Origin of the sequence: Pseudomonas reactans, assembly GCF_013387025.1 — a bacterium.
Classification (GTDB): Bacteria; Pseudomonadota; Gammaproteobacteria; order Pseudomonadales; family Pseudomonadaceae; genus Aquipseudomonas; species Aquipseudomonas reactans.
Map to the genome: position 1 here is coordinate 349,541 of NZ_JACAQP010000013.1, position 12,588 is coordinate 362,128.

The 12,588-nt window shown below is 58.2% G+C and carries 12 protein-coding genes; 9 read left to right on the forward strand and 3 right to left on the reverse strand.

What is annotated here, in order from left to right:
• Nucleotides 1-90: 90 nt before the first annotated feature.
• From HX793_RS16675 to HX793_RS16685, 3 genes are all read right to left on the reverse strand, one after another.
• Nucleotides 91-363 carry a TfoX/Sxy family protein gene (locus HX793_RS16675; RefSeq protein WP_177094159.1) on the reverse strand — a complete coding sequence of 91 codons (273 nt, stop codon included), beginning with the start codon at nucleotides 361-363 and terminating at the stop codon, nucleotides 91-93.
• Between the two features lie 192 nt (nucleotides 364-555).
• Complete coding sequence (locus HX793_RS16680) at nucleotides 556-900, reverse strand: pentapeptide repeat-containing protein (protein ID WP_177053164.1); 345 nt, start codon at nucleotides 898-900, stop codon at nucleotides 556-558.
• Nucleotides 901-993: 93 nt separating this feature from the next.
• Complete coding sequence (locus HX793_RS16685) at nucleotides 994-2,550, reverse strand: bifunctional aminoglycoside phosphotransferase/ATP-binding protein (protein ID WP_177094157.1); 1,557 nt, start codon at nucleotides 2,548-2,550, stop codon at nucleotides 994-996.
• A 118-nt stretch (nucleotides 2,551-2,668) separates the two neighbouring features.
• Between HX793_RS16685 and mrcB the strand changes: the two genes are divergently transcribed.
• The 9 genes from mrcB to msrQ all read left to right on the forward strand — a co-directional run bounded on the left by mrcB (nucleotide 2,669) and on the right by msrQ (nucleotide 12,486).
• Nucleotides 2,669-4,993 carry a penicillin-binding protein 1B gene (mrcB, locus tag HX793_RS16690; protein ID WP_177053162.1) on the forward strand — a complete coding sequence of 775 codons (2,325 nt, stop codon included), beginning with the start codon at nucleotides 2,669-2,671 and terminating at the stop codon, nucleotides 4,991-4,993.
• Nucleotides 4,994-5,009: 16 nt separating this feature from the next.
• Nucleotides 5,010-5,744 (forward strand): tetratricopeptide repeat protein, encoded by a 735-nt coding sequence (locus tag HX793_RS16695; protein ID WP_016976852.1) that lies wholly within the window; start codon nucleotides 5,010-5,012, stop codon nucleotides 5,742-5,744.
• Nucleotides 5,744-6,073 (forward strand): YqcC family protein, encoded by a 330-nt coding sequence (locus HX793_RS16700; RefSeq protein ID WP_016976853.1) that lies wholly within the window; start codon nucleotides 5,744-5,746, stop codon nucleotides 6,071-6,073. The genes HX793_RS16695 and HX793_RS16700 overlap by 1 nt, the downstream gene beginning before the upstream one ends.
• 431 nt (nucleotides 6,074-6,504) lie before the next feature.
• On the forward strand, nucleotides 6,505-8,229 hold the full coding sequence (locus tag HX793_RS16705) for an acetolactate synthase 3 large subunit (RefSeq protein WP_025999775.1): 1,725 nt from the start codon (nucleotides 6,505-6,507) through the stop codon (nucleotides 8,227-8,229).
• Between the two features lie 2 nt (nucleotides 8,230-8,231).
• Complete coding sequence (ilvN, locus tag HX793_RS16710; RefSeq protein WP_003176102.1) at nucleotides 8,232-8,723, forward strand: acetolactate synthase small subunit; 492 nt, start codon at nucleotides 8,232-8,234, stop codon at nucleotides 8,721-8,723.
• A 47-nt stretch (nucleotides 8,724-8,770) separates the two neighbouring features.
• On the forward strand, nucleotides 8,771-9,787 hold the full coding sequence (ilvC, locus tag HX793_RS16715; RefSeq protein WP_003176099.1) for a ketol-acid reductoisomerase: 1,017 nt from the start codon (nucleotides 8,771-8,773) through the stop codon (nucleotides 9,785-9,787).
• A gap of 144 nt (nucleotides 9,788-9,931) precedes the next feature.
• Nucleotides 9,932-10,789: a CDP-diacylglycerol--serine O-phosphatidyltransferase gene (gene pssA, locus HX793_RS16720; RefSeq protein ID WP_016976855.1), complete on the forward strand. Its 858-nt coding sequence runs from the start codon at nucleotides 9,932-9,934 to the stop codon at nucleotides 10,787-10,789.
• Between the two features lie 63 nt (nucleotides 10,790-10,852).
• Nucleotides 10,853-11,866, forward strand: coding sequence for a protein-methionine-sulfoxide reductase catalytic subunit MsrP (gene msrP / locus HX793_RS16725; RefSeq protein ID WP_177053161.1), 1,014 nt, complete (start codon nucleotides 10,853-10,855; stop codon nucleotides 11,864-11,866).
• On the forward strand, nucleotides 11,866-12,486 hold the full coding sequence (msrQ, locus tag HX793_RS16730; protein WP_177053160.1) for a protein-methionine-sulfoxide reductase heme-binding subunit MsrQ: 621 nt from the start codon (nucleotides 11,866-11,868) through the stop codon (nucleotides 12,484-12,486). Before msrP ends, msrQ begins: the two co-directional genes overlap by 1 nt.
• The last annotated feature ends 102 nt before the right edge of the window (nucleotides 12,487-12,588 follow it).

Here is a 12,588-nt window from a genome sequence, read left to right on the forward strand (position 1 = left end):
TTTGAGAGTCAACAGTTGTTTTTGCCTGTGCTCTGCGTTTTCTCAAACGCCTGTTCGGAATGCCTATAGATGTTGGGGCTGGTTCACGAGCTAATTCTTCTGGCGTGCAGATAGCGCTTCCAATTGACGGTTCAATGCTTCCTTGCGTTCGGCAGGAATGTCATTCCAGTGCACATCCATCAAGGCCCCTTCGATTGCATACAGCAATACTTTCGACGCGCGGAACCCGCGTGTCCTGACGGCCCGGTATGCATCGACCGCTCCCAGGCGGCGCAAGTCCGACGCACTGTGGATGCCCACCGCATGCAGCCACTGTGCTGACGTCTTGCCGAGGTTTTTCAGGTGTTGCAGCTCATCGTTCATCAAGCCTCCTTGCGACGGCCGAATGGTGCGGTGGGTATTCGAGACCAGGCAAGCCTGCAAAGGAGTGTAGCGCTCAGTAGGAAAAGCGTAGTTCTTTAGTCGGAAACGGCCTAAAGCTTATAAGTACGACGAGGGCAGACAGGCGGGAAATCCCCGGCTCGGCTGAGCGAACCGGGGCTTAAGCAGAGGGTTTCAGCGGGTGCGGTAGCGCAGGCGAGTCCCGAAATTAACCGACATGAGGATCTCATCGGCAGTCAGTTCTGGCGGGAAGTAGGTACCGGAAATCTGTGCGTGGGCCAGGCTGGCGCCTTCCAGAGGGCAGTCGCGCAGGTCCAGGCCGCGCAGGTCGGCGGAGCGGAAGTAAGCATCGGTGAAATCCACGCCAGCAGTGTTCAGTTCGCGCAAATCCAGCCCGCGGAAGTCGCCATTACGCATGTCGATGACGCCATCTTTTGGGCGTTCCTGGTTGAAGCCACGGATATCGTCTTTATGCAGGAGCGAGTAAAGCGGCGTATCAAGAAGCTTGGGGTGACTCATGACGGCGACTCCTGTTGGATTTATGACGCCATTATAGTGCCACTATTGCTTGGCCGTGCCCCCTAAGTAGACGACACGACCAAGAAATTTTTCTTACAGGCCAGGCAGGCGCTGACGAATATGCGCCACCAGCGCATCGAGGGTGCCACTTTCATTGGTCTCAACGCGCTTGCTGAGGAGCAATTCCTCGGCAGTCAGCGGGTCGCGAGTGGCTTGCTGTTCTTCGATAACCGTCAATGTCGCGTCGGAAGGATCATTTTTGTCCGCCTGACGTTGCGCCAACCAACTGGCGATAACGGCTTGCGGCGCATTGCAATCCAGGATCAGGAAGGGCGCGCCGGTGGCCTCAGCTACTTTGGCCGCTGCATCGCGTTGTTTGCCTTTAAGGAAGGTCGCATCCAGCACCACCGGGTAACCAGCGCGCAGCACGGTATCGGCGATTTCATTCAATCGTGCGTAGGTCGCTGCGCTGGCGTCAGCCGCATAGATGCCGGCTTGTGGTGTGTTTTCCACGTGTTGCTCGCCGAACAGGCGCTTGCGCTCCACATCCGAACGCAAGCGCACGGCGCCCAATGCTTCCACCAAGCGCATGGACACGTGGCTTTTGCCTACGGCTGAAACACCGTGGGTAATGGCCAGGAAGCGCGACGGGATGGTGCTGTAGCTTTCCGCCAGGTTGGCGTAGTTGCGGTACTGGCGCAGGGCAGTAGCACGCTGCACCGGGCTGGCTTCGCTCGGCATGCTGAACAGCGCGATCTTGGCGCGGACCAGGGCACGATAGGCTTTATAGAAGTTCAGTACTTCCAGGCCTTGATAGTCGCCGGTCAGTTCCAGGTACTGACTGATAAAACGGCGAGCCAGGGACTTGAGGCCCCGGTCTTCAAGGTCCATCGCCAGGAAACCGGTATCGGCATACACATCGGTGAAGCGGAACGGCTCGTTGAACTCGATGCAGTCGAAGATCACCACATGACCAGCGATCAAGGTGGCGTTGCCCAGGTGAATATCACCGTGGCATTCGCGGGTGAAACCGTCTTTTTTGCGCTGGGAGAACAGTGGCTTGAGGCGCTCGAAGCTGCTTTCGGCCCAGGCCTGCAGAGCGTCCAGCTGAGTCAGGTCAGCCTTGTCGCTGAGGAACGGACGGATCTGGTCGAAATTCTGGCGAACCGGTGCCATGACCTCATCCGGGGTGCCGGCCGGGTGTTCCTGCGGGACTTTTGGCGCCGTGAGGTGGAAGTGCGCGATTTGCTTGGCCATCTCATCGATGTGCGCGCTGGTCAGTTCGCCGTTGGCCTGCAAGGTGCTGAGCAGTTGGCTTTGCGGGAACTGGCGCATTTTCAGTGCGTATTCGACGACCGGGCCGTCGCCGCCCAATTGCGGCGCTTCGGCGGTGCCGGTGATCGGCAACACTTCAAGATACAAATCTTCGGTCAGGCGCTGGTTGAGGCGCAATTCTTCCCGGCAGAAGTGGCCGCGTTTTTCCAGGTCGGTGAAGTCGAGAAAGCCGAAGTTCATCGGCTTCTTCAGCTTATAGGCGTACGGGCCGGTCAGGACGACCCAGGAAATATGGGTCTCGATGACTTGGAACGCTTCAACCGGGTGAGGGTATAAAGCCGGGTTTTGCAGGGCAGCGATCAGGGACTGGCTCACGGGCGATCCTTCAGAGTCTGGGGAAAAACATGGCGGGCATTATGGCCGCTACGAGCGGTCATGCAAACCGCTGTCCGGCTCATGTTGATCATCAATAAAGTGCGTATAATCCGCCGCCATGACTCGAACCCGATCTGCCCGTTCCCGTAAAAAACCTCCTTCCCGCGGCCTGCGCCCTTGGCTGGGCTGGGCGCTCAAGCTCGGCCTGGTAGGCCTCGTCGTGCTCGCCGGCTTTGCGGTGTACCTCGATGCCGTGGTGCAGGAGAAGTTCTCCGGCAAGCGCTGGACCATTCCGGCCAAGGTGTACGCGCGCCCGCTGGAACTGTTCACCGGCCAGAAGCTGAGCAAGGATGACTTCCTCACCGAACTCGACGCCTTGGGCTACCGCCGCGAACCCGTGAGCAACGGTCCGGGTGCGGCTGCCGTCAGTGGTAATACTGTCGACCTGAATACCCGTGGCTTCCAGTTCTACGAAGGCCTGGAGAAAGCCCAGCCGGTGCGCGTGCGCTTCTCTGGCGATTATGTAGCCGAACTGTCGTCGCTCAATGGTTCAAAGTTGCCGGTGGTTCGCCTCGAACCGTTGATGATTGGCGGCATTTACCCGAAAAACCTTGAAGACCGCATCCTGATCAAACTTGATCAGGTGCCACCGTATCTGCTGGAAACCTTGGTTGCCGTTGAAGATCGCGATTTCTACAGTCACTGGGGGGTGTCGCCGAAGTCGATTGCCCGCGCAGTCTGGGTGAATACCTCCGGCGGCAAGATGACCCAGGGCGGCAGTACGCTGACGCAACAATTGGTCAAGAACTTCTACCTGACCAACGAGCGCAGCCTGACCCGCAAACTCACCGAAGCAATGATGGCGATGCTGCTGGAGCTGCACTACAGCAAGCAGGAAATCCTTGAGGCGTACCTCAACGAGGTTTTCGTCGGTCAGGATGGCCAGCGCGCCGTGCACGGTTTCGGTTTGGCCAGCCAGTTCTTCTTTGGTCAGCCGCTGTCCGAATTGAAGTTGCACCAGGTCGCGTTACTGGTGGGCATGGTCAAAGGGCCTTCCTACTACAACCCGCGCCGCAATCCTGAACGTGCGTTGGAGCGACGCAATCTGGTGCTCGACGTGCTTGAGCAACAGGGCGTCGCCACGGCTGAACAAGTCGCCGCGGCCAAGAAAATGCCACTGGGTGTAACCACCCGCGGCAAACTGGCAGACAGCTCCTTCCCAGGCTTTATCGATCTGGTCAAACGCCAACTGCGTGAAGACTATCGCGACGAAGACTTGACCGAAGAAGGCCTGCGGATCTTTACCAGTTTCGATCCGATCCTGCAGATGAAGGCCGAAGCGTCGGTCAACGACACCTTCAAGCGCCTGGCCGGTCGTAAAGGTTCGGACGAAGTCGAAGCGGCCATGGTGGTGACCAACCCGGAAACCGGTGAAGTGCAGGCCATGATCGGTAGCCGCCAGGCCAGCTTTGCCGGGTTCAACCGTGCGCTGGATGCGGTGCGGCCGATCGGTTCGCTGGTCAAGCCAGCTGTTTACCTGACCGCCTTGGAAAAACCGAGCAAGTACACCCTGACCAGTTGGTTGTCTGATGATCCGCTGTCGGTCAAAGGTGGCGATGGCCAGGTGTGGACGCCGCAGAACTTCGACCGCCGCTCCCACGGCACAGTGTTCCTGTATCAGGGGATTGCGCATTCCTACAACATATCCACTTCGCGACTCGGCCTTGAAGTTGGCGTGCCGAATGTCCTCAAGACCATCGCGCGGCTGGGCGTTACCCGTGAGTTCCCGGCGTTTCCATCGATTCTGCTGGGCGCGGGGGCGATGACCCCGATGGAGGTCGCGACCATGTACCAGACCCTCGCCAACGGTGGTTTCAATACCCCGATGCGCGGGATTCGCAGTGTTCTGACCGCCGAGGGCGAGCCGCTCAAGCGCTACCCGTTCCAAATCCAGCAGCGTTTCGACGCAGGCTCCATCTACCTGATCCAGAACGCCATGCAGCGTGTGATGCGTGAAGGTACGGGGCGTTCGGTCTACAGCGTGCTGCCGGCGAACCTGACATTGGCCGGTAAGACCGGTACCAGTAATGATTCGCGTGATAGCTGGTTTGCAGGTTTCGGCCAGGATGTGCTGGCAGTGGTGTGGCTGGGGCGTGACGATAACGGCAAGACCCCATTCACCGGTGCTACCGGTGCGCTGCAGGTCTGGACCAGCTTCATGCGCAAGGCCGACCCGCTGCCGTTGAATATGCCGCAGCCGGATAACATCGTGCAGGCCTGGATTGATCCGCACACGGGGCAAGGCTCCGATGCCAACTGTCCGGGCGCGGTGCAGATGCCGTATATTCGCGGCAGCGAACCGCCACCCGGCGCCGCATGTGGTGGCAGTGCCCCCGCTGATGCGGAATCGGTGATGGATTGGGTCAAGGGCTGGATGAATTAAGCAAAGAGGGTTTCAAGTGAACAAGTGGTTGTTTCCAGCTATTACAGCTCTGGCTTTGCTCGGCGGTTGCTCCAGCGTGCAGCGCGGCTCCATTCCCGTGGTGGACTCGAGCACGGCCGTCTCCAATAACGACCGGATTTCGGCCAATGGCGGGTTCCGCCAGACCGTCACCAATCGTCCTGCCCAAGCCAAGCCGCAAGCCATGCCGCAGGATTCGGGCGTGGTGGTGATGGTGCCTGGCGGTGGTGCTGCGACATCGGCCCCGATCAGCGCCGAACCATGGACTCCAGGGCCAAGCAACTCCGCCCCGATCGATACCACGCCGATCCAGACCGCCCCGATCAATCAGGGCACCTACAACATGCCGTCGACGCCGAGTGGCATTCCATCGTCGTCCAGCAGCGGTGGCCTGTCGGCTGACGAGCAACTGGATGGCCCGGTGCTGGCTTTGTTGACCACTGCCCAGCAACAGCAGGCGGGCGGTGATTTGAACGGCGCATCGTCGAGTCTTGAGCGTGCCCAACGCGTTGCGCCGCGTGAGCCGCAAGTGTTGTATCGCCTGGCCCAGGTACGCATGGCCCAGGGTGATGCACCGCAAGCCGAGCAGTTCGCCCGTCGTGGCTTGTCGCTCGCCAACGGTCGTCCCGACCTGCAAGCCAGCCTGTGGGCGTTGATTGGCGACGCGCGTGCCGCACAAGGCGATGCCGCTGGCGCTGCTCAGGCGCGTCAGAAAGCCAAGGTCAGCCTCTGATGGATGCACGGTTTCCCGCCATCGCCGAACAGTTGTTGCTGATAGAGCGAGAGTTGCGCGTGCAGGGCTGGTGGGACGAGGTGTCCCCCAGCACCGAGGCGCTCAGCAGTGTCGAGCCCTTTTCCGTGGACACCCTGGACTTTCACCAGTGGCTGCAATGGATCTTCCTGGTGCGCATGAAGCAGATTCTTGAACAGGACCTGCCTTTGCCCAACGCTTCGGGCATTCTGGAGATGGCCGAAATGGTCTACGCCGATCGCCCGCTGGAGAGCCTTGGCTTGCGTAACGCGCTGAAAAAGTTCGACCAATTGATCGTCGACGCTCGTTAATTGCCTGACTGTCGGTTTTTCCGGCAGTCTTGCGCACACTTCTACCGCTTGACGACATTCAGGCGAGTTTTATCCCTCATCAAAGCCCTTTCTCCTGCGTTCTCATGCGCTTAGTTGGAAAAAAGCGCAATTATTGCTTGACTTGAAGAGCCTGAAACAGAAGAATCCAAAGTCCGCTGTATCGGGACTGCCAGAAGCAGGCCCGCTCAGCAGATCATGAGGCGCACATCCGCGCCGACCTGTTACACCCGCAACGCGTTACCTCGCGCTGGGTGGGAAAAGCCCGCAACACTTGGGACGATCCCAATACTTGCTCAGTCAGTGCTGACGTAGTCGGCGACCACCGTCGCTCATGCTCTGTTGAGAAGTAAACCTATTAAGACCCGTCGGTTTTCAACGGACGGTATTCTGGCGTTTTAGAGGTGAACAACGTGGAGCTTTTATCTGGTGGTGAGATGCTCGTCCGCTTTTTGCGTGACGAAGGCGTCGACTATATCTACGGGTACCCAGGTGGTGCTCTTCTGCATGTCTACGACGCACTGTTCAAGGAACCGGCTGTTACCCACATCCTGGTTCGCCACGAACAAGCTGCAACCCATATGGCTGACGGTTACGCCCGTGCCACCGGTAAAGCCGGCGTGGTACTGGTAACGTCCGGCCCAGGCGCAACCAATGCCATTACCGGCATCGCGACTGCGTATATGGACTCCATCCCGATGGTGATCATTTCCGGCCAGGTGCCTAGCACCATGGTGGGTACCGATGCATTCCAGGAAACCGACATGATCGGTATCTCCCGGCCGATCGTGAAACACAGCTTCATGATCAAGCATCCGTCGGAAATCCCGGAAGTCATGAAAAAGGCCTTCTACCTCGCGCAGTCCGGTCGTCCGGGCCCTGTCGTGGTCGATATCCCGAAAGACATGACCAACCCGGCGGAAAAATTCGAATACGTCTTCCCGAAGAAAGCCAAGCTGCGTTCCTACAGCCCGGCTGTTCGTGGGCACTCGGGGCAAATCCGCAAGGCGGCAGAAATGCTCCTGGCGGCCAAGCGTCCCGTGTTGTACTCGGGTGGTGGCGTCATTTTGGGCGGCGGTTCTGCACCGTTGACCGAACTGGCCAAGCTGCTCAACCTGCCGGTAACCAACACCTTGATGGGCCTCGGCGCCTTCCCGGGTTCGGACCGTCAGTTCGTCGGCATGCTCGGCATGCACGGCAGCTACACCGCCAACCTGGCCATGCACCACGCCGATGTGATCCTGGCGGTGGGCGCACGTTTCGATGACCGCGTGATCAACGGCGCGAGCAAGTTCTGCCCGAATGCCAAGATCATCCACATCGACATCGACCCGGCGTCCATCTCCAAGACCATCAAGGCCGACGTGCCGATCGTAGGTCCGGTGGAAAGCGTGTTGACCGAAATGGTTGCGGCGCTGAAGGACATCGGAGAAACGCCGAACAAAGAGTCTGTTGCCAGTTGGTGGAAGCAGATCGACGAATGGCGCGGTGATCGCGGCCTGTTCCCTTACGACAAGGGCGACGGCAGCATCATCAAGCCACAAACCGTGATCGAGACCCTGTGCGAAGTGACCAAGGGCGACGCCTTTGTGACCTCCGACGTGGGCCAGCACCAGATGTTCGCCGCGCAGTACTACAAGTTCGACAAGCCTAACCGCTGGATCAACTCCGGTGGCCTGGGCACGATGGGCTTTGGTTTCCCTGCGGCCATGGGCGTGAAACTGAGCTTCCCGGACACCGACGTCGCGTGCGTCACCGGTGAGGGCAGCATTCAGATGAACATCCAGGAACTGTCGACGTGCCTGCAGTACGGCCTTCCGGTGAAGATCGTCTGCTTGAACAACGGCGTGCTGGGCATGGTTCGTCAATGGCAGGACATGAGCTACAACAGCCGTCACTCCCATTCCTACATGGAATCGCTGCCAGATTTCGTCAAATTGGTTGAAGCCTATGGCCACGTCGGCATTCGCATCACCGATTTGAAAGATCTGAAGCCCAAGATGGAAGAGGCGTTCGCCATGAAGGATCGCCTGGTGTTCATCGATATCAAGGTGGATACCAGCGAGCACGTCTACCCGATGCAGATCAAAGACGGCTCTATGCGCGACATGTGGCTGAACAAGACGGAGCGTACTTAATCATGCGGCACATTATCTCCCTGCTTTTGGAGAACGAACCCGGCGCTCTGTCTCGTGTTGTCGGCCTGTTTTCGCAACGCAACTACAACATCGAAAGCCTGACCGTGGCCCCGACCGAAGACCCGACCCTGTCGCGCCTGACGTTGACCACTGTGGGCCACGATGAGGTGATCGAACAGATCACCAAGAACCTCAACAAGCTGATCGAAGTGGTCAAGCTGGTCGACCTGTCGGAAAGTGCCCACATCGAGCGCGAGCTGATGCTGGTTAAAGTCAAGGCCACGGGTGCCCAACGTGCCGAGATCAAGCGCACCACCGACATTTATCGCGGGCAGATCGTCGATGTGAGCGCCAGCGTTTATACCGTTCAACTGACCGGTACAAGCGACAAGCTGGACAGCTTCATCCAGTCGATCGGGACGGCCTCGATTCTGGAAACGGTACGCAGTGGTGTCACCGGGATTGCCCGTGGCGACAAAGTACTCAGCATCTAACCCAAATTAGCGAATGGCCTTACGGCCTGGATATATAGAGGAACCTCATGAAAGTTTATTACGATAAAGATTGTGACCTGTCGATCATCCAGGGCAAGAAAGTCGCCATCATCGGCTACGGCTCCCAAGGTCACGCGCAAGCCTGCAACCTGAAAGACTCCGGCGTTGACGTGACTGTTGGCCTGCGCAAAGGCTCGGCCACTGTTGCCAAGGCTGAGGCCCACGGCCTGAAAGTGACTGACGTTGCTTCCGCCGTTGCGGCTGCCGACCTGGTCATGATCCTGACCCCGGACGAGTTCCAGTCCGCGCTGTACAAGAACGAAATCGAGCCGAACATCAAGAAGGGCGCCACCCTGGCCTTCTCCCACGGCTTCGCGATCCACTACAACCAAGTTGTGCCGCGCGCTGACCTCGACGTGATCATGATCGCGCCGAAAGCACCGGGCCACACCGTGCGTTCCGAGTTCGTCAAGGGCGGCGGTATCCCTGACCTGATCGCGATCTACCAGGACGCATCGGGCAACGCCAAGAACGTGGCACTGTCCTACGCTGCTGGCGTCGGTGGCGGTCGTACCGGCATCATCGAAACCACCTTCAAGGACGAGACTGAAACCGACCTGTTCGGCGAACAAGCCGTTCTGTGCGGCGGTACCGTTGAACTGGTAAAAGCCGGTTTCGAAACCCTGGTTGAAGCTGGCTACGCGCCGGAAATGGCCTACTTCGAATGCCTGCACGAACTGAAGTTGATCGTTGACCTCATGTACGAAGGCGGTATCGCCAACATGAACTACTCGATCTCCAACAACGCCGAGTACGGCGAGTACGTGACTGGCCCGGAAGTGATCAACGCCGAGTCCCGTCAGGCCATGCGCAACGCCCTGAAACGTATTCAGGACGGCGAATACGCCAAAATGTTCATCAGCGAAGGCGCTACCGGCTACCCTTCGATGACCGCCAAGCGTCGTAACAACGCCGCTCACGGTATCGAAGTCATCGGCGAGCAACTGCGCTCCATGATGCCGTGGATCGGTGCCAACAAGATCGTCGACAAAGCCAAGAACTAAGTCGTACGTATCAAGGGAAAACGCGGCTTAGGCCGCGTTTTTTCGTTTGAGGGGCGGGTTCTGGTATAAAGCTGCATCGTTTGCGGGCGAACACGCGCCGCAAGTATCTGTCGAATTTTTTCACACCGTTGCAAGGTAAAGTCCATGAGCGAACGTCCCGAAGAGCCAAACCAGGCTCCTGACGCCGAAAGCCTGCTGCCGATCGATGAACATGTCGAAGAAGGGCATGACGCTGAAGGCCGCAAGGTCCGGCATCGTGGCATCTATCTTTTGCCCAACCTGTTCACCACGGCGAACCTGTTTGCCGGGTTCTACTCCATCATCAACTCCATGAGCGCCCAAAGCGCGCTGGCGGCAGGTGATGCGGCGAGTGCCAGCAAGTATTTCGGCTTTGCTGCCATCGCCATCTTTGTTGCCATGGTCCTCGACGGCCTGGATGGTCGTGTTGCGCGCATGACCAATACGCAAAGTGCCTTCGGTGCCGAGTACGACTCGTTGTCGGACATGGTCGCGTTTGGTGTTGCGCCTGCGTTGCTGGCATTTGCCTGGGCGCTGGGTGACATGGGCAAGGTCGGCTGGATGGTTGCCTTCATCTATGTCGCGGGTGCTGCGTTGCGTCTGGCGCGCTTCAATACCCAGGTGGGAACAGCCGACAAGCGTTACTTCATCGGTCTGGCCAGCCCGGCTGCTGCGGGTGTGGTGGCGGGTATTGTCTGGGCGTTCAGTGATTACGGCATCCAGGGTTCGAAGATGTCGTTCCTGGTAGCCTTGATGGTGGCTGCGGCCGGCATGCTGATGGTCAGCAACATCAAGTACAACAGCTTCAAGGAGCTGGACCTGAAGGGGCGTGTGCCTTTCGTGGCGATTCTGGCGGTTGTGCTGGTGTTCGCCGTGGTGTTCAGCGATCCGCCGCGCATCCTGTTGCTGGCGTTCCTGGTTTATGCCGCTTCGGGGCCGGTTCAGTACTTGCTGCATCTGCGCCGCGACAAAACATTGCCTTAATGTAATTTCCCCCATACTCCGCAGTCTATTGGTGCATCAGTTCTCCAATGCTGCGGAGTTGCCATGTTAATCAAATTGCCCAAAGCGTCCGATTGCCACGAATCGGATGTCACACCTGAATCCTTCTATCTCTCTCGCCGTAGTTTGCTCGGTGGTGCGCTTGCGGGCATTGCAGCCAGCAGCTTGCCGCGTTGGGCGAGTGCGGACGAAGCCTCGCGTTATGCCGATGTCGAAGCGGGCAGGGCGCCGGGCTGGTTTGCCGAGAAACTGCCGGGCACGAAATGGCAGGCTGTCACGGTAAAGGACGAGGCGATCACCCCGTTCAAGGATGCGACCCACTACAACAACTTCTACGAGTTCGGTACAGGCAAGGGCGACCCAGCAGCGAATGCGGGCTCACTCAAGACCGAGCCCTGGAGCGTGGTGATTGATGGCGAAGTCGCGAAACCAGGCCGATATGCCCTGGAAGACTTCATGAAGCCGTATCAGTTAGAAGAGCGTATCTACCGTCTGCGCTGTGTCGAGGCATGGTCAATGGTTATTCCATGGATCGGTTTTCCGATCTCGGCGTTGCTCAAGCAGGTTGAGCCGACTTCCAAGGCCAAATACATTCGTTTTGAAACGCTTCAGGATCCCAAGAGCATGCCGGGCCAGCGGTCGAGTTTTGGCTTGATCAATTGGCCTTATATAGAGGGCTTGCGTCTGGATGAGGCGATGAACCCTTTGGCGATCCTGGCTGTGGGAATGTATGGGCGCGAACTGCCTAACCAGAATGGCGCGCCGCTTCGCTTGGTCGTGCCATGGAAGTATGGCTTCAAGAGTGTGAAGTCGATTGTTCGCATCAGCCTTGTCGGCGAGCAGCCGAAAACCACCTGGCAGAGCATTGCAGCGGACGAATATGGCTTTTATGCAAATGTGAACCCTACGGTCGATCACCCGCGTTGGACCCAGGCGCGGGAGCGTCGTCTACCGAGTGGCCTATTCAGCCCCAATGTGCGCGAGACGCAGATGTTTAACGGTTACTCGGATGAGGTGGCGTCTCTATATACCGATCTCGACCTGCGGAAGAACTACTGATGCGTTACCCAATCTGGCGTATTGGTGTCTTTATAGCGGCGGCGGTATGGCCGTTGTTCTGGCTATATGAAGCTTGGAGTTCTGTCCTGGGGCCGGATCCGGGCAAGGTGTTGGTTGATCGGCTGGGCCTCGGCACGCTGATACTGCTGTTGATCACCCTGGCAATGACCCCGCTGCAGAAGCTTAGTGGTTGGGCAGGGTGGATAGCGGTGCGTCGGCAGCTTGGGTTGTGGTGCTTTGCTTATGTCGTGCTGCATCTGGCTGCTTATTGTGTGTTTGTGCTTGGATTGGATTGGTCGCAGCTAGGCGTTGAGTTGCGCAAGCGGCCTTACATTATTGTGGGCGCGCTGGGTTTCCTGTCGCTGTTGGTATTGGCGGTGACGTCGAATCGTTACAGTCAGCGTCGGTTGGGCAGTCGTTGGAAGAAGCTGCACCGTCTGGTGTACGTGATTCTGGGACTGGGCTTGCTTCACATGTTGTGGATTGTGCGGGCAGACCTCAAGGAGTGGGCTATCTATGCTTCTATAGGTGCGCTGCTCCTGGTGCTACGGATCCCGCCTGTAATGCGTCGAATCCCGCGCCTTATTGCGAAAAAATCACTTTCTGCAACAAAAGCGTAATTAACGGTTGACGGCAGATTTCAGGTGTCTATAATTCGCCCCACTTCCGGCGCAGTCGAAACGGAAAACTCCTTGGTAAACAATGAGTTATGTAAGTTTCGG

Coding starts and splice junctions, on each gene's coding strand:
- HX793_RS16700 (WP_016976853.1), top strand. CDS start 5,744: ATGGATGCACGGTTTCCCGCCATCGCCGAACAGTTGTTGCTGATAGAG.
- HX793_RS16680 (WP_177053164.1), bottom strand. CDS start 900: ATGAGTCACCCCAAGCTTCTTGATACGCCGCTTTACTCGCTCCTGCAT.
- mrcB (WP_177053162.1), top strand. CDS start 2,669: ATGACTCGAACCCGATCTGCCCGTTCCCGTAAAAAACCTCCTTCCCGC.
- ilvC (WP_003176099.1), top strand. CDS start 8,771: ATGAAAGTTTATTACGATAAAGATTGTGACCTGTCGATCATCCAGGGC.
- pssA (WP_016976855.1), top strand. CDS start 9,932: ATGAGCGAACGTCCCGAAGAGCCAAACCAGGCTCCTGACGCCGAAAGC.
- HX793_RS16675 (WP_177094159.1), bottom strand. CDS start 363: ATGAACGATGAGCTGCAACACCTGAAAAACCTCGGCAAGACGTCAGCA.
- msrQ (WP_177053160.1), top strand. CDS start 11,866: ATGCGTTACCCAATCTGGCGTATTGGTGTCTTTATAGCGGCGGCGGTA.
- ilvN (WP_003176102.1), top strand. CDS start 8,232: ATGCGGCACATTATCTCCCTGCTTTTGGAGAACGAACCCGGCGCTCTG.
- msrP (WP_177053161.1), top strand. CDS start 10,853: ATGTTAATCAAATTGCCCAAAGCGTCCGATTGCCACGAATCGGATGTC.